The sequence below is a fragment of the Alistipes dispar genome, assembly GCF_006542685.1.
GTDB classification, from domain to species: Bacteria; Bacteroidota; Bacteroidia; order Bacteroidales; family Rikenellaceae; genus Alistipes; species Alistipes dispar.
This window is the reverse complement of sequence record NZ_AP019736.1, coordinates 797263-818265: the sequence shown is the minus strand read 5'-3', so window position 1 is coordinate 818265 and position 21003 is coordinate 797263. Positions and strand designations below refer to the sequence as shown.

The 21003-nt window shown below is 62.0% G+C and carries 15 protein-coding genes; 10 read left to right on the top strand and 5 right to left on the bottom strand.

From position 1 onward, the window contains the following. Positions 1-2: 2 nt before the first annotated feature. The 5 genes from FME97_RS03680 to FME97_RS03660 all read right to left on the bottom strand — a co-directional run bounded on the left by FME97_RS03680 (position 3) and on the right by FME97_RS03660 (position 8113). On the bottom strand, positions 3-1292 hold the full coding sequence (locus tag FME97_RS03680; protein WP_141427928.1) for an alpha amylase family protein: 1290 nt from the start codon (positions 1290-1292) through the stop codon (positions 3-5). Positions 1293-1435: 143 nt separating this feature from the next. Next, the gene (locus FME97_RS03675) at positions 1436-2806 is read right to left on the bottom strand and encodes a DUF5018 domain-containing protein (RefSeq protein ID WP_141427927.1); all 1371 of its coding nucleotides are present in this window, start codon (positions 2804-2806) and stop codon (positions 1436-1438) included. Between the two features lie 39 nt (positions 2807-2845). Then, on the bottom strand, positions 2846-3241 hold the full coding sequence (locus FME97_RS03670) for a hypothetical protein (RefSeq protein ID WP_141427926.1): 396 nt from the start codon (positions 3239-3241) through the stop codon (positions 2846-2848). Between the two features lie 33 nt (positions 3242-3274). Next, a complete protein-coding gene (locus tag FME97_RS03665) occupies positions 3275-4939 on the bottom strand; it encodes a RagB/SusD family nutrient uptake outer membrane protein (RefSeq protein WP_141427925.1) in 1665 nt (554 codons plus the stop codon). Positions 4940-4960: 21 nt separating this feature from the next. Beyond that, entirely contained in the window at positions 4961-8113 is a 3153-nt protein-coding gene (locus FME97_RS03660; RefSeq protein WP_232522926.1) for a SusC/RagA family TonB-linked outer membrane protein, read from the bottom strand. A 608-nt stretch (positions 8114-8721) separates the two neighbouring features. Here FME97_RS03660 and FME97_RS03655 point away from each other — a divergent pair. The 10 genes from FME97_RS03655 (at position 8722) to FME97_RS03610 (ending at position 20958) form a co-directional block, all read left to right on the top strand. Next, positions 8722-9927 (top strand): ROK family transcriptional regulator, encoded by a 1206-nt coding sequence (locus tag FME97_RS03655; protein ID WP_141427924.1) that lies wholly within the window; start codon positions 8722-8724, stop codon positions 9925-9927. A gap of 374 nt (positions 9928-10301) precedes the next feature. Further along, on the top strand, positions 10302-11381 hold the full coding sequence (locus FME97_RS03650; protein WP_141427923.1) for a phosphodiester glycosidase family protein: 1080 nt from the start codon (positions 10302-10304) through the stop codon (positions 11379-11381). Between the two features lie 190 nt (positions 11382-11571). Further along, positions 11572-12186, top strand: coding sequence for a hypothetical protein (locus FME97_RS03645; protein ID WP_141427922.1), 615 nt, complete (start codon positions 11572-11574; stop codon positions 12184-12186). 7 nt (positions 12187-12193) lie between these two features. Then, positions 12194-13030, top strand: a complete 837-nt coding sequence (locus tag FME97_RS03640) for a DUF2764 family protein (RefSeq protein WP_141427921.1) — start codon at positions 12194-12196, stop codon at positions 13028-13030. 8 nt (positions 13031-13038) lie between these two features. After that, positions 13039-14793, top strand: a complete 1755-nt coding sequence (locus FME97_RS03635) for a V-type ATP synthase subunit A (RefSeq protein ID WP_141427920.1) — start codon at positions 13039-13041, stop codon at positions 14791-14793. Positions 14794-14796: 3 nt separating this feature from the next. Beyond that, complete coding sequence (locus FME97_RS03630; RefSeq protein ID WP_141427919.1) at positions 14797-16122, top strand: V-type ATP synthase subunit B; 1326 nt, start codon at positions 14797-14799, stop codon at positions 16120-16122. Positions 16123-16372: 250 nt separating this feature from the next. Then, positions 16373-16981, top strand: coding sequence for a V-type ATP synthase subunit D (locus tag FME97_RS03625; protein ID WP_141427918.1), 609 nt, complete (start codon positions 16373-16375; stop codon positions 16979-16981). Further along, the gene (locus FME97_RS03620; RefSeq protein ID WP_232522925.1) at positions 16978-18825 is read left to right on the top strand and encodes a V-type ATP synthase subunit I; all 1848 of its coding nucleotides are present in this window, start codon (positions 16978-16980) and stop codon (positions 18823-18825) included. The genes FME97_RS03625 and FME97_RS03620 overlap by 4 nt, the downstream gene beginning before the upstream one ends. Positions 18826-18868: 43 nt before the next feature. Continuing rightward, on the top strand, positions 18869-19300 hold the full coding sequence (locus FME97_RS03615; RefSeq protein WP_198418195.1) for an ATPase: 432 nt from the start codon (positions 18869-18871) through the stop codon (positions 19298-19300). Between the two features lie 149 nt (positions 19301-19449). Next, positions 19450-20958: a glycoside hydrolase family 125 protein gene (locus tag FME97_RS03610; RefSeq protein ID WP_394344257.1), complete on the top strand. Its 1509-nt coding sequence runs from the start codon at positions 19450-19452 to the stop codon at positions 20956-20958. The last annotated feature ends 45 nt before the right edge of the window (positions 20959-21003 follow it).

The window sequence follows — 21003 nt, the reverse complement described above, 5'->3', positions numbered from 1 at the left end:
TGTCATTTTCCTTCGTTCGCGATCTCCGCCTCGGCGCGGTCGATGCCCCGCTTGATGGAGTCCCAGAGGTCGTGTTCGATCACCTGCACGATGTCGAAGACCATCACGCCCTTCGTCTTCTTGAGACAAAGATACACCGCATCGTCGAATTGGTCAAGGTGATTCTGCGCGTAGAGCGATCCGTAAACCGTGCAGTCGCCCGCCACGTCGCGCAGCGAGCGGTTGAGCCCGTACTCGATCGACTCGTTGTCGTCGGCTCCCCAGACGCGTTCGAGGTAGGTTCCCGTGATGAAGACGTCGAGCAGGTCGGCGAAGCCGGCCTCCTTGTACCCGGGCGTGGCCCACGTGTCGAGGTATTCGTCCGAGAATGTCGAGCGGGGGCTGCCCCAGTTCTGTCCGTTGGCGTAGATGGCGTGGAGCCACGAACCGGCCCAGTATTCGAGCCGCACGTCGGGCTGCAGTTCGTCCACCGCGGCACGGACGCGGGCGATGAAGTCGCGGACCACCTTCGCGCGGTACTCCCACCACGGCTTGTAGTATTTTCCGGGAATGCGGTTGCCCTCCTCGTCGTAGGTGAATATGTCCTCGGGGAAACGCTCGACTGCGTGGCCGAGGAAGCGTTCGAACTCCCTGCGGGAGAACTCCGAGAAGTCGGCCGTGGCGCCGGGGTAGCGGCAGTAGTCGAGCGCATAGCCGTCGAAGCGGTACTTGGAGAGAATCTCGCGGATGAAGCGCAGCGCCCACTCCTGGTTCTCGGGCATGGCGGGGTTGAGGAACGCCACGTTGATCGCCTTGTCGTCGCGGATGTCGAGCAGCGTGCCGTCGGGCATGTATTCGATGCAGGTGCGGCCGTCGAATGCCGCGTCGCGGAAGACCGGGCCCTGCCGCGTGGCCGTGAGCCCTGCGGGGAAGATCGTGGTGGAGACGGTGACTTCGAGATCGCGCCGGGCCGCCTCGTCGAGGAAGAATTGCAGGTAGTCCCATGTCCGGTCGGTCTTCGTGCCGCGGAAGTCCGTCAGCTCGGTCATAAAGTCGCTCTTGTAGAGTACGTCGCCCTCGACGGGTTTGACGTCCACGACGATGCGGTTGAAGCCCGTCTCGACGGCCCGGTCGAGCCAGTAGCGGATCGAATCCTGCGAGGCGAAGCGCGCGAAGTTGGCCTCGGCGTCGAACCAGAGGTATTTGGCCAGCCCGCTCTTCGGCGCGCGGGGCGGATTTCCGGCCCCTCCGCAGCAGGCCGTGCAGAGGGCCGTGCCTGCCAGCGCCGCTGCGATCCATGTACGAATTTTCATAAACCTGAACTAATTTTCGTGTGTGATGACTGTGATTTCAAAAGAACCGCATCTTCCCGGCCCGGGAACGGCCCCGGGCCGGAAAAACGCGGATGTTCGGTGTCCGTAACCGCCGCCCGGGCGGGCGCGGTCCGGCGGGGCGGCTATTCGTAAACGACGGTCAGCTTCCAGCTCTTCACGAACTGGCCCGCTTCGAGCGCGAAGACATAGCCTGCGCCTTCGGACTCGTTATATACGTAGGTGATCTGCGGGATCGGCTCCGAACCGGTGTGAGAGACAGGAATGATGGCGTCGTTGGGGTTGAGCAGGTATTCGCCGTTGTTGTCCACGATTGCGACGTAGGTTTCGGGCCATCCGGTCGTGATATATGCGCCGTAGGCCGTGCCGTTGAATGTGAATGCGCGTACGGAACCCAGCGTCAGATTGCCCCAGCCGTGTGCCCCTTTGTCTGAAGGAAGAACTCCGGGAATCGGAGTCAGGTTGATGTTGTTGTGGGCCGTCCAGGCAGTCCAGGTGTAGGCATTTCCTCCGTTGCCTGTTTCGGGATCATAGACGAACCAGGTTCCCAGCGGGTCGCCCGAGCAGGCCGAGATCGTCTGCGACCAGTTGCCGTCGTTCGAGGGTACGTTGGTTTCCACGCCGTAGAACGGAGTCTCCGGATGCGACGCGCCGTCGAGGCGGGCCCAGGCGAAATGCGCGCCTTTGGGGCCCGTGCCGTTCATCGCGGAAACGATACCCGCGCCTTCCAGCAGGTTGCCGCTGGCCGAGATCTGTTTGCCGATAAAGCTCGTCTCCGATTTGATGTACTCCGACGGAGCCTTGTCCCAGCCGTCCTTCCAGCAGATGATCGTCGTCGGCACGGCGCTCGCACCGTCGGCATTGACGGCTGCGATCAGGTGTCCGGCCTCGTCGTTGGCCATGCCGGTCATCTTCTGGTCTTCGTATCCCGTCATGTTCAGGTCGCCTGCGGGCGCGAAGGTCTTGTAGTCGAAGACCTTTTTCCCGACGACGAGCTTGTCGCCGCTCACGCCGACGAACTTGTAGTCCGCGGCGGTTCCGATACCCATTTCCGTCGCGGTCTTGGAGGTTGCCGCTTCGACCTTCGTATAGCCTTCCAGTACCTTCTCCACGGGTTTGGTCGTGTAGGTGCGTGCGGTCTTGCCGTCCTTGGCCGTCACGGTGAACGACAGAGGCTGCGTGTAGTCCGCCGTCTGCGAGGGATCGGGCGACACGGTCGCGCCCTCCGAAAGCGTCAGCGTGGCCGTTGCGGACTTCATCATCTCGAATTCGGCGGTCGTGTAGGAGAGGTCCACCGATTTGTCGTAGTCATAGACGTCGCCCGAAAGCGTCGTGCCGTCGCTGAAGTTCAGCGTGAAGGTTTCGATGCGGCACGCCTTGTCGCCGCGTTCCACGTCTTCGCCCTTGGGCGCGGTGTCGTCGTCCGAACAGCCTGCCATCGGCAGCGTAAGACCTGCCAGCGCAACGGCGAAAGCAAATGATTTGAAGGTTTTCATATTCGTCTCAAAGTTTTTTCGTTAGTGATGGGTTTTGTTTTAGCGGCGCGTGTAGAAGGCCCATAAGGTGTAGGTGCGCGTCCCCTTGTCCCCGGCCGTGAGGGTGATCGTGAAGGGGTTGTCGCGGTCCGAAAGGTCCTTCAGCCCCGTCAGCGAGGGGGTGATGAAGGTGTCGTATTCCACCTCGGCGCGTACCATGAGGCTGGTGATGTCGTACTTCTCGCGCTCCTTCTTGGGAATCGGGAAGTAAACTTCGCCCGTGGTCTCGTCGATGACGCCCGCGATTCCGGCGCCGCCGCCGGCCGGCTGGACCTCGATGGAGAGGAGCCGGCTGTCGGTGTGGAGAAATTCGTCCTCGGGCTCGGCGCACGATCCCGCGGCGAAGGCGGTGAGTGCGGCCGTTGCCAGGACGGCAAAATATCTGCGGAGTTTCATAGTCGTTGCTGTTTTGTTATGGTTCGGTTGTCGTTATACCCATCCTTGGTTGTTGTCGCAGAGCGGGTTTTTCGAACGCTCCGACTCGGGAATGGCGAAATGGTAGTAACGGTCGTAGAAGATGCGCTTGTTGCCGTTGTCGGCGTCCACGTGCTCGTAGTTGAATCCGCTGTCCGTCTTGGTGATCTTCACGCCGTGCACGTTCTTGCCGTTGATGACCTCCTCGGCCAGCCTCCAGCGGCGCAGATCCCAGTAGCGGAAGCCCTCGCCGGCCAGCTCGACCATGCGCTCGTGGCGGACGAATTCCATGAACTCCTCCTTGCTGGCGGTCTGGCGCGAAGGCAGACCGACGCGTCCGCGGACGTCGTTGAGCGCCTGCAACGCCTCGACGCTGTTCTGTTCCCAGCTCAGTTCGGCCAGCGCTTCGGCCTTGTTCAGGAGCACTTCGGCATAGCGGATCAGGATGCACGTCTGGGCCGAATAAGCGGTGATCCAGCTCTTGTCTCCGTCCTTGAGGTATTTGCGCAGGTAGTAGCCCGTCACGGTCGTGTTGGCCGATTTGGAGTTCTCGTACTCCTTGAATCCGTCGGCGCCGCCCACGTAGCTTTCGATCGTGCGGCCCATCCACGAGGCGCCGTTGTAGAGAATCGTGGCGTAGAAGCGCGGTTCGCGGCCCGTGTAGGGATCGCTGCCGTGGGTTTCCCAACTGAAGGGCGTGCCGTCGGCCATTTCGTAGCTGTCCGCCAGTTCGCTCGTGGGGAAGAACACCGAATAGAGCGCCGACGTTCCCAGCGCCTTGGCATCGCCGCTGGGACGTACGTACGCGTCGTAGCGGTGCGTGATGACATCTTGTTCGAAGTCCACTCCGAAGAGGATCTCCTTGTTGCTCTTCAGGTCGCCGTTGAAGACGTTGGCATAGCCCGTCAGGTCGAGCGCTCCGCCGCACTTCTCCACGTCGCGCGCGGCCTGGGCGGCCACGTCCCAGCGCTCCGCGAAGAGGGCGACGCGGCTCAGCAGTCCGTAGGCGGCCTGCTGCGTGGCGCGGCCGTAGTTGGCGTCGTCCCAGTTATCTCCGTTCTCCGTTTTGTTCCCCTGCGGAAGCTGCGGAGCGAGGTCCTTCAGCTCCTCGATGATGAAATCCCAGCAGTCGGCTTCGGTCGAGCGGGCCTTGTCGTTCTGCTCGGGGCCATCGACCTCCGTGCGGAGAATCACCCCGCCATAGACGCGGCAGAGCAGGTAGTAGGCGTAGGCGCGGCAGAAACGCACCTCGGCGATGCGGGTGTCCATCCATTTCTCGCCGAACTTCTCCCGGTATTTCGGGGCGTCGCGCAGGAACTCGTTTTCGCGGCGGATACGTTCGTAGTGGGTGCTCCAGCACTCGAACGCTCCGGCGCTGGTGCTGTTGAACGCCGATTCCTGGAACAGCGAGCGGTTGTAGCTGTGGTTGTACTGGTCCCACGAACCGCTCTTCAGTATGTCCGAATAGGCATCCGTCAGGTTGGGCGATCCCGTGCCGTAGAATTCGCAACTGGAGCTGAAGATCGAATAGAGTCCGAGCACATAGCTGTCCACGGTCGTCGTCGAGGACCAGACCGTGGCCGGAGAGAAGCGGTCGCCCGGGTTCAGGTCGATGACGTCGGAGCAGGACGTGCCGCATAAGGCGGCGGCCAGACCCATTGTCAATATCGTTTTTTTCATGGTATTCGTAGCTTTTGCGGTTTAGAAGGAAAGATTGACGCCGATGCTGTAGGTGCGCTGCTGCGGATAGTAGCCGTTGTTCACCGAAGGCATCTCGGGGTCCACGTATTTGAAGGCGCTGAACGTAAGCAGGTTCGTGCCGGCGATATAGATGTTCACGCGCTCGATGCCCGTCTTGTTGAGCAGGTGCTGCGGCAGCGTGTAGCCGATCTGCAGGTTCTTCAGACGCAGGTAGGCGCCGTTCTTCACCCACCACGACGAGGGCCATGCGTTGTTGCCGTTGGCCACCGTGCTCAGACGCGGGTATTCGGCGTCGCGGTTGTCTTCGCGCCAGGCGCCTTCCACCAGATAGTAGGGGGCGTTGCCGCTGGAGTAGAACGGACGGGTGTACATCGTGTTGTCGAACGTTCCGCTGTTATAGGCCGCGCTCAACTGGTAGGAGCAGAGCGCCGCGCCCTGCCAGAGGGCCGTCAGGTAGAGGTTCTTGTAGGCTACCTCCATGTTCAGCGAGAAGTTCATCTCCGGGGTGTAGCTGCGTCCGATCTTCACGAAGTCCTTCGACGAGTCGATTTTGCCGTCGCCGTTGATGTCGGCGTACATCAGGTCGCCCAGCCGTTTTTCGCCCGAGGGGGCCGTCGGCGCATTGGCGATCTGCTCCTCGGTCTGGAAGAGCCCCGTCGCCTTGAAGCCGTAGACCGAGCCGATCGGCTGACCGAGGATGGCGCGGTACATCGGGTGGTCGTCCGAAATATGCTTGGCGAGCACCTTGTTGCGGGCCCACGAGAGGCTTCCGGTCAGCGAGTAGCGCCAGCCGCTGGAGAAGTGGTTGTTGTGCTTGAGCACCAGCTCGAAACCGCGGTTGTCCATTTTACCCGAGTTCATGTACGAGGGGACGTTGCCGCCCAGCGACGGAGCGTACGATCCGGCCACCTGTTCGAGGATGTGGTCCGTCAGCTTGTAGAACCAGTCGAACTCCACGCCCAGCTTGCCTTCCCATACCGACAAGTCGAAGCCGACGTTGAAACTGTGCGTGCGCGACCAGGTGAGGTTGTCATAGACGTAGTTGCTCGTGTAGTAGGCCGTATGCCCCGTGCCGCCCACGATATAGCTGAAGCTGGGGGCCGTCGTCGAGTAGCTCTGCATGTAGAGCCATGCCGACGTGTCGTCCGCACCCAGTTCGCCGTACGATGCGCGGAGTTTGAGGAAGTCCACCTTGGGCAGCGCCTTTTTGAAGAAATTCTCTTCGGACACGACCCATCCGAGGGCGACCGAGGGGAAGAAGCCCCAGCGGTTATGCGGCGCGAACTTGTACGAACCGTCGGCACGGAAGGTGAACTCGGCGAGGTATTTCCGGTCGTAGGCATAGCTGATGCGGCCCGCGAAGCTGGCGATGCCCGTATCGCTGAAGGAGCCGCTGACCGGAACGTCGATGCCTTCCCAGGTCGAACCGAGCGAGAGATCGACCGGATAGTCGGCGTAGTAGCCGTTCTTGCGGCCGGTCATCGTATCCGAGTAACCCTTCTTCTGCTCGTAGAGGAACAGGGCGCTGACGTTGTGCTTGCCGCCGAACTCGCGCTCGTAGGTGATCGTCGGACGGACCGTGAAACTGTCGCCCCACGACGCGGATTTGCTGAACGAACTCAGCAGGTTGATTCCCGATGCCGTCACTTGGGTCGATTCGAACGTGGAGGACGAGAAGGACATGAGGTTGAACGACCGGTTGAAGTTGCGGTTCGTCGAATTGGAGTAGTCGTAGGCGACGAATACGCCGGCCTTCAGGCCCTGGAGCGCCTCGATGCTGCCGAAGTCGTACTCCAGCTTGGCGTTGCCCTCGAACTGCCAGCGGGTGTCGCGGATATAACCGCTCTGCTCCACGGCGGCCACCGGCTGCTGGGTGTAGGAGCCGTTCATGTAGCCCTGCGGCAGTCCCTTGTAGGTGGGGGCGATGATCGGCAGGGCGTAGAAGGCCTGCATGATCGGGTTGAAGTCGTACTGGTTGGTGATCGGGTATCCCGGCGCATTCTTGTTCTCACGGAATCCGCTCACGTTCATCGAGAAGCTGAGGTTGCGGGCGATCTTTGCGTCGATGTTCGACCGGATGTTGAACCGTTTGTAGGAGGTGTTCGGCACGATACCGTCCTGATTCATCAGTCCGACGCTCGTGTAGTGCTTGATCCGGTCGTTGCCGCCCGTCGCGGAGATGTTGTGCTGGTGGGTGAAGCCGTAGTTCTTGAAGAGCAGGTCCACCCAGTCCGTTTCGCCGTAGGTTCCGTCGGCCTTCATCTTGGCGATCACCTCGTCGGTCCACACGGGAGCGAGCCCGTCCATTTCGCGGGCTTTGTTGTGCCAGCCGATGTAGTCTTGGGCGTTGAGGAATTCGGGAAGCGCGGTGTTCGTGGAGAAGGTCACCGAACCGTCGTAGGAGATCTGCGTGGCGCCTTCCGAACCGCTTTTGGTCGTGATGAGAATGACGCCGTTGGCGCCGCGGACGCCGTAGATCGCCGATGTGGCGGCGTCCTTGAGAATCGAGATGGAGGCGATGTCGTTCGGATTGACCGTGTTGATCATGCGTTCCACACCGTCCACCAGACAGAGCGGGCTCGAATCGTTGAACGTGGAGGAGCCGCGGACCAGGATCGAGGCCTGGTCGCTGCCGGGCTGGCCCGAACGCTGGATACTCGTGACACCGGGCAGTTTGCCGGTCATCATGTTCGACACGTTGGTCATCGGGGCCTTGAGCAGCTCCTTGTTCGATACCGACGAGACCGAACCCACGAGGAACTGTTTCTTCTGCGTGCCGTAACCGACTACCACCACCTCGTCCATTTCCGTGGCGTCTTCGCTCAGGCTGGCGTTTACGGTCGTCCGGTTGTTTACGGGGATTTCTACGGTCTTGTAACCGATGAAACTGAATACGAGGATATCGTTGCCGGATTTCACTTCGAGCGTGTAGGCGCCCTGCGAATCCGTCGTAGTTCCCCGGGTGTTGTCACCCTTGACTACGACCGTAGCTCCCGCAATTCCCCCCCCCTCGGCGCCGGTTACCCGGCCGGATACGGAAAGTTGCTGAGCCACAGTGATTCCGGTCCCCATGAGCAGCACCGCGAACAATGCCGCCGCACGCCGTGTCGCACGACGCAGGCCGGAAAATCTCAGTTGTAAATCATTTCTCATAAGTCAATAGATAGGTTTGAATTTGCTTGTCCGGGAGCCGTGCTCCCCTTTCGTCTTTGCCTTCGTTCCGTTTTTTCTGTCTTTTCTGTCTGCCGATGATTTTTTAGTTAGTTGTTGCGTGTCGATTGGTATGAGTCCGTTCCGTGATTCCGTTCCGGGGACGGAACGCCTCCGACCGTTTCCGCAGCGCCGGCCGGAGGCAGGGGCGTCTCCGTGCGTGCGGCGGTTCCGGCCGGTCGGGGCCGGTGAAAATCCTTACGGTTCATGCGCGGTGTCTTTATAAAAAATAGGCGTTCCGGTCGGGACAGAGGTATTTTTCGGCCCTCGCTCCGGGTAAATCGGAAACAAAAATAGCAACAAATATTATTTCTGCAAATAATTATTGTAATAAATTTTATTCTGAAAGCGCTTCGTGATAAAATTATACGGTTCGGAACTGCCCGGACCGGCGGAATCTTTCCGGATTCCGCCTCCGTATTTGCCGGAAAAAGTCTTTCCGGGTGTCCGGTCCGGTTCGTTTCGCCGTCGTTTTCGCCGGATTCTTTTGGCTGTTTGCATTTTAATTGGTAACTTTACCATGGAAAACGCAAATTAAACAAAACGGAAATATGACCAGTTCGTTTCTGAAGCAGGCTACGGAAGGCAACAAAAACGCGATTCTCAAACAACAGATTATCCGGCAGTACATTTTCAGCGGCGATTCGAGCATTACGGATCTGAGCCGGGCCGTCAATCTGAGCGTGCCGACCGTGACGAAACTCATCGGCGAGTTGATCGAGGAGGGCTTCGTCCACAATTTCGGCGAGCAGGGCACGGCCGGAGGCCGGAGACCCAACATCTACGGCCTGAATCCCTATGCGGGTTATTTCGTCGGCGTGGAGATACGGACCGACTCGGTGGTGCTCGCGGTCGTCAATTTCAAGGGGCAGTTGCTCGCCGATACGACCGTCGATTTCCTGATGGACAACGACCCCCATTCGCTCGACCGGCTCTGCGACATCATCCGCGGCTTCATCGACGGGCACAAGATTCCCCACGACAAGGTGCTGGCCGTCGGCGTGAATATTTCGGGCCGCGTCAATTCGCAGACGGGGTACAGTTACAGTTACTTCTTCGTCGAGGAGCAGCCGCTGACGGTGCTGCTCGGCGAGCGGCTGGGCTGCACGGTCTATATCGAGAACGACACGCGCGCGGCCACCTACGGCGAATACATGTACGGCGATGCGCACAGCGAGAAGACGATGCTCTATATCAACGCCTCGTGGGGCCTGGGGCTGGGCATGATTCTCGACGGCAAGGTCTTTTACGGCAAGTCGGGCTTCTCGGGCGAGTTCGGCCATTTCCCGCTGCTCGACAACGAGATCATCTGCCGCTGCGGCAAGCGCGGCTGCCTCGAGACGGGGGCTTCGGGTTCGGCGCTGCACCGCCTTTTCCTGGAGAAGCTGCGTTCGGGCAGCGTGTCGATGCTCTCCGAGAAGTTCAACAAGGGCGAGGAGATCACCCTGAAGGATATTCTCGACGCCGTGCTGAAGGAGGACGTGCTGGCCATCGAGATTCTCGAATCGGTCGGGCATACGCTGGGCAAGGCCATCGCCGGACTTATCAACATGTTCAATCCCGAGATGATCGTCATCGGCGGCCTGCTCTCTGTGGCCGGGGAGTCGCTGATGCTGCCCGTGCGCACGGCGGTCAATAAGTATTCGTTGATGCTCGTCTATAAGGATACGCAGATCAAGCTTTCGACGCTGGGCGAGCGCGCCGGGGTTATCGGTGCGTGCCTGCTGGCCCGCAGCAAGGCCCTCGGATTCTACTGATCCGCATCTTCTGCGATACGGACGCCCCCGCTTTCATGCAAAGCGGGGGCGTTTCCGTCATGCGGGGCGCCGAATGCGTGCCGATACCTATGTTATAATCGTCGTCCGCGCCCTGCCGGACTTTCTCCGGTCTTGGTCTCATCCGATTTCCGTCCGGCCCGGGTTCCGTTCTTCCGGAGCCCGTTTCTCCGGCCCGGCCCGGTTCCGTGTCCGGAGAGAGCGGTATGCGGCGGTGTTCTGCCGCCGCGCTGCCGTCGGGGCGGGATTCGGCGGTCGGTTTCCGCGGAGCGAACTCAAGTAAATTTATTTACAATATCGGAAAGATTCGAAAAATTATTTTATTATATTTACCCCGTCTAATTCGAATACCGATAATGAAACGAAAACACATGCTTTGCCGCCTGTTGCTGGCGGCTGTTTTGACGGGTGGCGTCTTCGTGTCGTGCGAAGGCGGCGACCACCAGACTCCGCCGCCCCTGTCCGGGAACGGCGGGACGGGCGGGAACGAGCCGGACGGAGGCGACGAACCCTCCGGATCGGACGGTTATCCCGCAGGACTGACGGTCGAGGCTTTTGCGGACGATCTTTCCGGCGGCGGACAGTGTCTCGGCTTTTATGCCGTGGCCGATCTGAAAGCCAATCCCAAACTGCGCTTTTGTCCGCAGTTCTCCGCGGCCAAGAGACCGACGGAGTACTTCGCCGATTTCGCCGCGTCGGGCAAGGGCGTGCCCTGTGTCGTGGTGAACGGCGGCTTCTTCGGCGGCACGACCTCCGTGAGCCTGCTGGTCGCCGACGGGGAGCTCCGGTCGCTCGCCGCGCAGGAGGACCTCTACCGGAAAACGGAGCCTCCCACGGTTTACTATCCCGTGCGGGCTGCCTTCGGGCAGTCGGCCGACGGCTCTTTCGAGGCGGTGTGGGCCTATTGCGTGCGGGACGAGGGCGGACAGCCCTATGCCTTTCCTTCGCCGCTGGGCAACGACGAGCGCACCGGGACGTTCATGTCCGCGCCGCCCAGCTCGCTCACCGAAGGCGGCCGCCGCTGGGAGGTGCGGCAGGCTGTCGGTGCGGGCCCGATGCTGGTCCGCGACGGGAAGAATGTCGCCGAGGAGAGCTATTGGCGCGAGGTGCTGGACCACGGCGGTGTCTCGGGCCTTTCGCGCCAGCCGCGCACGGCGATCGGCGCGACGGCGGACGGCAAACTGGTCGTGTTGGTGTGCGACGGCCGCAACAAGCGGGGCAGCAAGGGATTCACGCTGCCCGAACTGGCCGACAAACTGATTTCGCTGGGCTGTACGGAGGCGGTCAATCTCGACGGCGGCGGCTCCTCGACCTTCGTCGGAAGGGAGGGAAAGGTGCTCAACATGCCGAGCGACACCGAGGGGACCGATCCTGCGGGAGCGGCGATCGTCGAGCGGCGGATTCCCACGGCGGTCGTGATCGCCGCGGAGGAGTAGCCCTGCGCCCGGGAGACGCTGTGCGGCCGGCGGGATTCTCCGCCGGCCGTTTTGTGTCCCCGATGGTGCATTTTGTTCTGCAAAATTGTCAAAATCAGATAAATTATCGCCCGAAAACGAGGTTATCCGGGAATCTTTTATATATTTGTGTGCGAAATTTGAGAAACGATAATCAAAACTAAATAACGCTATGGAAAACAAACTTCAGGAACTGACCCGGAAACTCTACGACGAGGGGCTGGAGAAGGGGCGCGCCGAGGCGGACAAGCTGGTGGCCGACGCCCGCAGGGAAGCCGAAAAGATCGTCTCCGACGCCCGGAGCGAGGCCGCGGAGATCGTCAGTCGCGCCCGGGCCGAGGCCGAGGATGCGGGAAAGAACATCCTGACGGAGGTCGCGCTGGCGGGCCGGCAGGCCGTTGCGAAGATCAAGTCGGAGATCGCTTCGCTGATCGTCGCCGAAGCTACGTCCGAAGGGGTGAAACGCACGGCTCTCGATCCGGAGTTCATCCGCGGGATGCTGCTCTCGATGGCGAAGAACTGGACGGGCGACGCGTCGGGCAGGGTGGAGCTGACGGCCCTGCTGCCCGAGGCGGAGCGTGCGCAGCTCGACAAGGCGTTCGACGCCTGCGCGAAGGAGCTGCTCTCGGCAGGCGTCGAAGTGGGCTGGTCGAAGCAGGTGAAGACGGGCTTCAAGGTGGGTCCGAAGGAGGGCGGCTACTACATTTCGTTCTCCGACGCCGACCTCGAGGCGCTCCTTTCGGAGTACCTGCGCGAGAAGGTTTCCCGCATGTTGTTCAAGGCATAGCAGGGTCATGTTCGGAAGCGATTATTACTGCCTGGTGGCCGGACTGCGGGAGTATGCGCTCGACGCCGATACGAAGGGCTTCGACGCCCGCGCGATCGTCGCCGAGATTCTCGACGGAGTGTCGGCGCGCGATGCGAAGCAGGTGCGTCTGCTCTACGGCTACTACGACTGCGAGAACCTCGCCGCCCTGCGTGCGGGACGCGCGGCGCACAACCCCCTGGGGCTGCTGACGCGCGAGGAGCTGGCGGCGGAGCTGAAATCCCCGAAGCGCCTGCCCGAAGCCGTCGCCCGCGTCGTGCGCGCCTACGCCGATCCCGAAGGCGAGGATGCCGAACAGGTGGATACGGCGCAGCGTTTCGAACGGGCGCTCTTCGGGGCCTATTACGCCGCCTGCGAACGCGCCGGGGGCGACTTCCTGCGCGCCTGGTCGGAGTTCGACCGGACGCTGCGCAACATCGCCGCAGCCGTCTCGGCACGGGCCGCTGGCCGCAATGTCGGGGAGGCGGTCGTGGGCGGAGGCGACGTGGCCGAACAGTTGCAGCGCAGCTCCGCGTCGGATTTCGGGCTGCGGGGCGAGCTTCCCTATATCGACGCCGTGATCGCCGCCGTGAACGAGGAGGCGAACCTCGTCGAGAAGGAGCGCAAGATCGACCGTATCCGCTGGCGGGAGGCCGAGGAGCTGGCCGCGTTCGACTATTTCGACATCGACGCCATCCTCTCCTACCTGGTGCGGGTGAATCTGGTGGCCCGCTGGTCGCGGCTCGACCCGGCGCACGGACGCGAAATGTTCGCGCGGCTCGTCGAGGCGCTCGACGGGCGGAAACTGATTGAAAATAAACAATGAAAGATACGATGAAAACAACGGGAAGCGTAAACGGTATCATTTCCAACATCGTGATCGTCAAGGCCGACGGCGCCGTGGCGCAGAACGAGATCTGCTACGTTCACACGGGAGATACCAGAATGATGGCCGAGGTCATCAAGGTCATAGGCGATGCGGCCTATGTGCAGGTTTTCGACAGCACCCGCGGCCTGAAGATCGGCGACCGCGTCGAGTTCGAGGGCCACATGCTCGAGGCGACGCTCGCCCCGGGCCTGCTGTCGCGCAATTACGACGGTTTGCAGAACGACCTGGAGAAGATGGACGGACTGTTCATCGCCCGCGGCTCGGTCACCGACCCCATCGACTTCGGGGCCGAATGGGAGTTCACGCCGCTGGCCGCCGCCGGCGACCGGGTCACGGCCGCGTCGTGGCTGGGCGAGGTCAAGGAGCAGTGGGTCATGCACAAGATCATGGTCCCCTTCGCGATGACCGACACCTACACGGTGAAGAGCGTCGCCGCGGCCGGCAAGTACCGGGTGACCGACATCGTGGCCGTCGTGACCGATGCCGAGGGGTGCGACCACGACATCACGATGGTGCAGCGGTGGCCCGTCAAGCAGGCCGTGCGCTGTTACCGCGAAAAGCCGCGTCCGTCGCGTGTCATGGAGACGGGCGTGCGCGCCATCGACACCTTCAACCCGATGGCCGAGGGCGGCACGGGCTTCATTCCCGGACCGTTCGGCGCGGGCAAGACGGTGCTCCAGCACGCCATTTCGAAACAGGCCGACGCCGACATCATCATCATGGTGGCCTGCGGCGAGCGCGCCAACGAGGTGGTCGAGATCTTCAAGGAGTTCCCCGAGCTGGTCGATCCCCGCACGGGGCACAAGCTCATGGAGCGCACGATCATCATCTGCAACACGTCGAACATGCCCGTCGCCGCGCGCGAGGCGTCGGTCTATACGGGCATGACCATCGGAGAGTACTACCGGGCGATGGGCCTCAAGGTGCTCGTCATGGCCGACTCCACGTCGCGCTGGGCGCAGGCGCTGCGCGAAATGTCGAACCGCCTGGAGGAGTTGCCCGGTCAGGACGCCTTCCCGATGGACCTTTCGGCGATCATTTCGAACTTCTACTCGCGCGCCGGACTGGTGACGCTCAACAACGGCCGGACCGGTTCGGTGACCTTCCTCGGAACGGTGTCGCCCGCGGGCGGCAACCTCAAGGAGCCTGTGACCGAATCGACCAAGAAAGCCGCGCGCTGTTTCTACGCCCTCTCGCAGGGACGCGCCGACTCGAAGCGCTACCCGGCCATCGATCCGCTGGAGTCCTACTCGAAATACCTCGAATACCCCGAGATCCGCGCCTACCTCGACGAGCATATCGAGAAGGAGTGGGTCGATCGGGTCTATGCGGGCAAGACCATCGTGCAGCGCGGCAAGGAGGCCAACGACCAGATCAACATTCTGGGCGACGACGGCGTACCGGTCGAGTACCACGAGCGGTTCTGGAAGTCGGAGCTGATCGACTTCGTGATCCTGCAGCAGGACGCCTTCGACGACATCGACGCCAACTGTCCGATCGAACGCCAGAAGATGATGTACGAAATGGTGCTGGACGTCTGCCGGAAATCGTTCGGCTTCGCCGATTTCGAGGAGTGCTCGCAGTTCTTCAAGGGGTTGATCAACCTCTTCCGACAGATGAACTATTCGGAGTGGAAGTCCGAGAAATTCGAGGACTACCGCAAGCAGATCGAAGCGTATGTGGACGCAAAAACGAAATAAGCCATGACAACACGAGCATTTCAGAAGATATACACCAAGATTGACAACATCACCAAGGCGACCGTGACGCTCCGCGCTTCGGGCGTGGGCAACGACGAGCTGGCCACCGTGGGCGGCAAGCTGGCGCAGGTGGTGAAGATTATGGGCGAGAACGTGACGCTTCAGGTCTTCGCCGGGACCGAGGGAGTGGCTACGGACTCCGAGGTCGTCTTCCACGGCGAGCCCCCGAAGCTGCGCGTCTCGGACAACCTGGCCGGCCGCTTCTTCAACGCCTACGGCGAGCCGCTCGAAGGCGGGGAGACCGTCGAGGGCGAGGAGCGCGAGATCGGAGGCCCGACGGTCAATCCCTTCAAGCGCATCCAGCCTTCGGAGCTGATCGCCACGGGCATCGCCGGCATCGACCTGAACAATACGATCGTCACGGGGCAGAAGATTCCCTTCTTCGCCGATCCCGACCAGCCCTACAACGCCGTGATGGCCAACGTGGCGCTGCGCGCCAAGGCCGACAAGATCATCCTGGGCGGCATGGGCCTCACGAACGACGACTTCCTCTACTTCAAATCGGTCTTCGAGAACGCCGGTGCGCTGGACCGCATCGTCTCGTTCGTCAATACGACCGAGAACCCGCCCGTCGAGCGGCTGCTCGTGCCGGACATGGCCCTCACGGCCGCCGAGTACTTCGCCGTGGACAAGGGCGAGAAGGTGCTGGTGCTGCTCACGGACATGACCCTCTATGCCGATGCGCTGGCCATCGTCTCGAACCGTATGGATCAGATTCCCTCGAAGGACTCGATGCCCGGTTCGCTCTATTCGGATCTGGCGAAGATCTACGAGAAGGCCGTGCAGTTGCCCAACGGCGGTTCGATCACGATCATCGCCGTGACGACCCTCTCGGGCGGCGACATCACGCACGCCATCCCCGACAACACGGGTTACATCACCGAGGGCCAGTTGTTCCTGCGCAACGACTCCGATACGGGCAAGGTCATCGTGGACCCGTTCCGTTCGCTGTCGCGTCTGAAGCAGTTGGTCATCGGCAAGAAGACCCGCGAGGACCATCCGCAGGTGATGAACGCCTGCGTGCGCCTCTACGCCGATGCGGCCAATGCCAAGACGAAACTCGAGAACGGCTTCGACCTGTCGGACTACGACGAGCGCACGCTCAACTTCGCCCGCGACTATTCGGAGAAACTGCTGGCCATCGACGTCAATATCGGCATCACGGAGATGCTCGACACGGCGTGGAGGCTCTTCGCCGAGTACTTCTCCGAGGAGGAGGTGGCGATCAAGAGCGAACTGGTGGCCAAGTACTGGCCGAAGACCGTCTGAGCGGATGCAACGCGGCACGGCGATGGACGGGAGAACGGGCGGAGGAAGACGCAACCGCCGGGCCTGTGGTCTGGCGCAGTCGGCAGTCATTCCGGTGCCGGCCCGGGGGCCGTTTCTCGTGACGGAGGACGGTCTGCCCGGACGATCGCACGGCACGTCCGCACTGACGGCGGCCGTCAGTCCCGGCGTGGGGACGCTCGTGACGGGCGCGGTCGGGCGGCGGCAGCGTGATTCGGAAAAATAGAAAGCTATGGCAATCAAATTTCAGTATAACAAAACCTCGCTGGGCGAGCTGGGCAAGCAACTGAAGATGCGGCAGAAGGCTCTCCCGACGATCAAGAGCAAGGAATCGGCTCTGCGTACCGAGGTCAAGCGGGCGAAGGACGCGGCGGGCGAACTGCGCCGCCGGCTCGACGCCCTCAGGGCCGAGTACGACTACATGACCGCGCTCTGGGGCGAATTCGACGCCGGACTGCTGCGGGTGGACGACGTGGAGCTCGACACGCAGAAGATCGCGGGCGTGCGTACGCCCGTATTGCGGGAGGTGCTTTTCGAGGAAAAGCCCTACGATCTCTTTTCGTCGCCCGTGTGGTTCGCCGCCGGGATCGACCTGCTCAAACGCATGGCCCGGCTGGGCATCGAGTACGAGGTTTACAGTCGGAAGATGGAGCTGCTGGACTTCGCGCGCCGCAAGACCACGCAGAAGGTGAATCTCTACGAGAAGGTGCAGATTCCCGGCTACGAGGATGCCATCCGGAAGATCAAGCGCTTCATGGAGGATGAGGAGAATCTCTCGAAATCCGCCCAGAAAATCGTGAAAACCAAGCAACAGGCCGCCGGGGAGGGCGCAATGCTATGATCGCGAAAATGTCCAAATACGCTTTTGTGCTCTATGCGGCGCAGAGCGACGATTTCATCGGGCGGCTGCGCGAACTGGGGCTGGTGGACATCACCACGACGGGCTGGGAGCCTTCGGAGGAGGATCGCCAACTGATGCTCGACATTGAGGGCTGCGCCCGGGCCGCCGAGTTCCTGAAGACGTTCCGTGCGGACGCAGGACGCTTCGACGCGCAGGCCGCGCCGTTCGCTTCGGGCGAGGAGGCGTATGCACGTTATGCCGCGGCGCAGCGCGAAGCCGCCGCCCTGCAGGCCGAGATCGGCCGGCTGGAGAAGGCTGCCGAGGAGCTGCGCCCGTGGGGGGCTTTCGACCCGGCGCGTGTCGGGGCGCTGGCCGCCGACGGGGTGGTGCTGCGCTATTTCTCGACGCAGCGCAACCTTTTCGACAAGAATGCGGCCGGATGGTCCGCGCAGTATGCCCTGGCCGAGATCGGCCGGTCGGACGCTGCCGTGTGGTTCGTCGTCGTGGCGGCTCCGGGCGAGGAGATTCCGCTCGATGCGCAGGAGATGAAGGCGCCCGGCATGGACATCCGCGAGGCCGAGCGCCGCATCGCGGAGGCCCGGGCCGGACTGGCGCGCCTCGACGCCGAATTTTCGCGCGTGGCCGTATCGGAGCGGCTGCTCGTCGGATACGCCGCGTCGCTCCGGGAACGGCTGCAAGGCGCGCGCGTGAAGGCCACGGCGCACGCCGAGGCCGAAGGCCGGCTGGTGGTCATGGAGGGCTGGGCCGAGAAGGAGACCTCCGACAGGGTGGATGCCCTGCTCGAAGCCTATCCCGGCGTGGTCTATCTCAAGGGCGATCCCGAGCCCGGGGACGATACGCCCGTGAAGCTGAAGAACAACCGGTTCGCCCGCGTGTTCGAACTGGTGGGCGACATGTACGCCCGGCCGAAATACGGAACGATGGACCTCACGCCCTTTTTCGCTCCCTTCTACATGCTTTTCTTCGGCATCTGTCTCAACGACGCCGGCTACGGCGCCATCCTGACGTTGCTGGGCGTGTGGATGCTTTCGCGGAACCGGAAGCCCGGCATGATGCGGCAGGCCGCGTGGTTCGCCACGCTGTGCGGCGCGATGACCGTCGCGTTCGGCCTGCTGTGCGGATCGTTCTTCGGCATCAACATGAAGGAGTGGTTCCCCGGGATTCCGTTCTTCGATTTTCAGGGCAGGTTCTTCTCCATCGCGCTGGCCATCGGCATGGTGCAGATTCTCTTCGGCATGTTGCTCAAGGTCGTGATGATCTCCTCGACCGCGGGCTTCCGCCATTCGCTCGCCTCGCTGGGGTGGCTGCTTGTGCTGCTGGGCGCGAGCGTGGCCGGCGGACTTCCGATGCTCGATCCCGCCTGGACGATTCCCTTCTATACGCCCTCTTCGCCGGCCTTCTACGCGACGCTCGGCGCGGGAGCCGTGCTGATGCTCTTCTTCAACTCGCCGGGCAGGAATCCCTTCGTCAATTTCGGCCTCGGGCTGTGGGACACCTACAACAACCTGACGGGTATCCTTTCGGACGTGCTGTCGTACATCCGCCTGTTCGCCATCGGTCTCTCGGGCGGCATCCTCGCCACGGTCTTCAATGCGCTGGCCGACGGCTTCGTGCCCGAGGGGGCGAACATCGTCGTGCGGCTGCTCGTCATGGTCCCGATTCTGCTCGTGGGCCACGGCATCAATCTCTTCATGTCCACCATCTCGTCGTTCGTGCACCCGATGCGTCTGACGTTCGTGGAGTTTTACAAGAATGCGGGCTTCGAAATGTCGATGCGTTCGTTCGAGCCCCTGCGCAAAATGGATGATTCGGAAAATCAATAACTAAAAACAATTTACGATTATGGGAACAACAACTGCAATTATTATGGGCTACATCGGCGTAGCGCTGATGGTGGGCCTTTCGGGCGCGGCGAGCTGTATCGGCACTTCGATCGCCGGCCAGGCTTCGGTCGGCGCCATGAAGAAGAACGGCGGCGCATTCGGTAGCTACATGATTCTCTCGGCCATTCCGGGTTCGCAGGGCCTCTACGGTTTCGTGGGCTACTTCATCATCAAGGGCTTTCTCACCGAGTCGATGACCATGCTGCAGGGTGCGGCCATCTTCGGCGCGGGCCTGCTGACGGGCCTCGTCTGCCTCTTCTCGTCGTACTACCAGGCCAAGATCTGCGCCAACGGCATCGCAGCCATCGGCAACGGCCACGACGTGATGGGTAAGACGCTGATCCTCGCCGCATTCCCCGAGTTGTACGCCATTCTGACGGTGGCCGCCATCTTCCTGATCGCGGGCGCCATCTGATCCTCCGCGGAAGCGATTCCGTTCGGGGCGGGCCGCGGGTCCGCCCTTTTTTTTCGCTCCGCGCCGCACTCTTTTTCCGCCGATTCTTTTTTCTTTGCATCCGTTTTGCGATCTTTGTACTGCGATTCATCAACCAAAACATGCGATTTATGACAATGAAACTTTTTCCCGTAACCACTCTGCTCGCCGCGCTGTCGCTGGGCGTTTCCGCCGCGGCCCATGAACGATGCGGAAACCGCGCCGACGTGCCCGTTGCGGCGGCCGACAATACGCGTCTGCCCGCCTCCGCATCGAAATACGCCGTGACGAACCGGCCCGCCGAGGCCGAGCGGCTCTTCACCTCCGAGGCCGTAGAGGCCGAAATCGCCCGCGTCAAGGGCGTGCTCACCAACGCCCGGCTGGCGTGGATGTTCGAGAACTGCTTCCCCAATACGCTCGATACGACGGTGCGCTGGACCCGCGAGGACGAGCAGGGCAGGGACGACACGGTGATCTATACGGGCGACATTCATGCCATGTGGCTCCGCGACTCCGGAGCGCAGGTGTGGCCCTACGTGCAGCTGGCTCCGAAGGACGAGAAGCTGCGCCGCATGATCGCGGGCGTCATCCGCCGCCAGTTCAAGTATATCGGGCTGGATCCCTATGCCAACGCCTTCCTCGATCCGCTCGATCCCGATCCCGACACGCACTGGCAGACCGACGGGACGCAGATGCGCCCCGAGGTTTACGAGCGCAAGTGGGAGATCGACTCGCTCTGTTATCCGATCCGCCTGGCCTATGAATACTGGAAACGGACGGGCGACACGTCGGTTTTCGACGAACACTGGCTCACGGCCATGGAGAATATCCTCCGGACGTTCCGCGAGCAGCAGCGCAAGGAGGGCGTGGGACCCTATACCTTCCTGCGCGTCACGGACCGCCAGCTCGACACGGTGTGCAACGTCGGCAACGGCAATCCGGTGAATCCCGTGGGGTTGATCGCTTCGGTGTTCCGTCCGTCGGACGATGCGACGACCTTCCTGTTCCTCGTGCCGTCGAACTTCTTCGCCGTGACGTCGCTGCGCAAGGCCGCCGAGATTCTCTCGGAGGTGAACCGCAGGCCGGAGATGGCCGCCGAGTGCCGGTCGCTGGCCGACGAGGTGGAGGCGGCCCTGAAGAAATACGCCACCTACGACCATCCCGAATTCGGCGAGATCTACGCCTTCGAGGTGGACGGATACGGCAACCGTTTCCTCATGGACGACGCCAACGTGCCGTCGCTGCTGGCGATGCCCTATCTGGGCGACGTGGACGTGAACGACCCGGTTTATCAGAATACCCGCCGGTTCGTCTGGAGCGAATCGAACCCCTATTTCTTCCGCGGCACGGCGGGCGAGGGCATCGGCGGTCCGCACGTAGGATACGACATGGTGTGGCCCATGAGTATCATGATGAAGGCCTTCACGTCGCAGGACGACGCCGAGATCAAGCGCTGCATCGAGTCGCTGATGACCACCGACGCCGGCACGGGCTTCATGCACGAGTCGTTCCACAAGGACGATCCCGCGAACTTCACCCGTGCGTGGTTCGCCTGGCAGAACACGCTCTTCGGCGAGTTGATCCTCAAGCTGGTGAACGAAGGCAAGGCCGATCTGCTCAATTCGATCGAGATCGAGTGAGACCCCGTTGCCGGACCGTTCCCCGGCGCCGGGGCGGCTGACGGC

Bases quoted from the DNA above. Each gene is read 5' to 3' on its own strand.
- FME97_RS03680 (WP_141427928.1), bottom strand. From the start codon at position 1,292: ATGAAAATTCGTACATGGATCGCAGCGGCGCTGGCAGGCACGGCCCTC.
- FME97_RS03675 (WP_141427927.1), bottom strand. From the start codon at position 2,806: ATGAAAACCTTCAAATCATTTGCTTTCGCCGTTGCGCTGGCAGGTCTT.
- FME97_RS03670 (WP_141427926.1), bottom strand. From the start codon at position 3,241: ATGAAACTCCGCAGATATTTTGCCGTCCTGGCAACGGCCGCACTCACC.
- FME97_RS03665 (WP_141427925.1), bottom strand. From the start codon at position 4,939: ATGAAAAAAACGATATTGACAATGGGTCTGGCCGCCGCCTTATGCGGC.
- FME97_RS03660 (WP_232522926.1), bottom strand. From the start codon at position 8,113: ATGAGAAATGATTTACAACTGAGATTTTCCGGCCTGCGTCGTGCGACA.
- FME97_RS03655 (WP_141427924.1), top strand. From the start codon at position 8,722: ATGACCAGTTCGTTTCTGAAGCAGGCTACGGAAGGCAACAAAAACGCG.
- FME97_RS03650 (WP_141427923.1), top strand. From the start codon at position 10,302: ATGAAACGAAAACACATGCTTTGCCGCCTGTTGCTGGCGGCTGTTTTG.
- FME97_RS03645 (WP_141427922.1), top strand. From the start codon at position 11,572: ATGGAAAACAAACTTCAGGAACTGACCCGGAAACTCTACGACGAGGGG.
- FME97_RS03640 (WP_141427921.1), top strand. From the start codon at position 12,194: ATGTTCGGAAGCGATTATTACTGCCTGGTGGCCGGACTGCGGGAGTAT.
- FME97_RS03635 (WP_141427920.1), top strand. From the start codon at position 13,039: ATGAAAACAACGGGAAGCGTAAACGGTATCATTTCCAACATCGTGATC.
- FME97_RS03630 (WP_141427919.1), top strand. From the start codon at position 14,797: ATGACAACACGAGCATTTCAGAAGATATACACCAAGATTGACAACATC.
- FME97_RS03625 (WP_141427918.1), top strand. From the start codon at position 16,373: ATGGCAATCAAATTTCAGTATAACAAAACCTCGCTGGGCGAGCTGGGC.
- FME97_RS03620 (WP_232522925.1), top strand. From the start codon at position 16,978: ATGATCGCGAAAATGTCCAAATACGCTTTTGTGCTCTATGCGGCGCAG.
- FME97_RS03615 (WP_198418195.1), top strand. From the start codon at position 18,869: ATGGGCTACATCGGCGTAGCGCTGATGGTGGGCCTTTCGGGCGCGGCG.
- FME97_RS03610 (WP_394344257.1), top strand. From the start codon at position 19,450: ATGACAATGAAACTTTTTCCCGTAACCACTCTGCTCGCCGCGCTGTCG.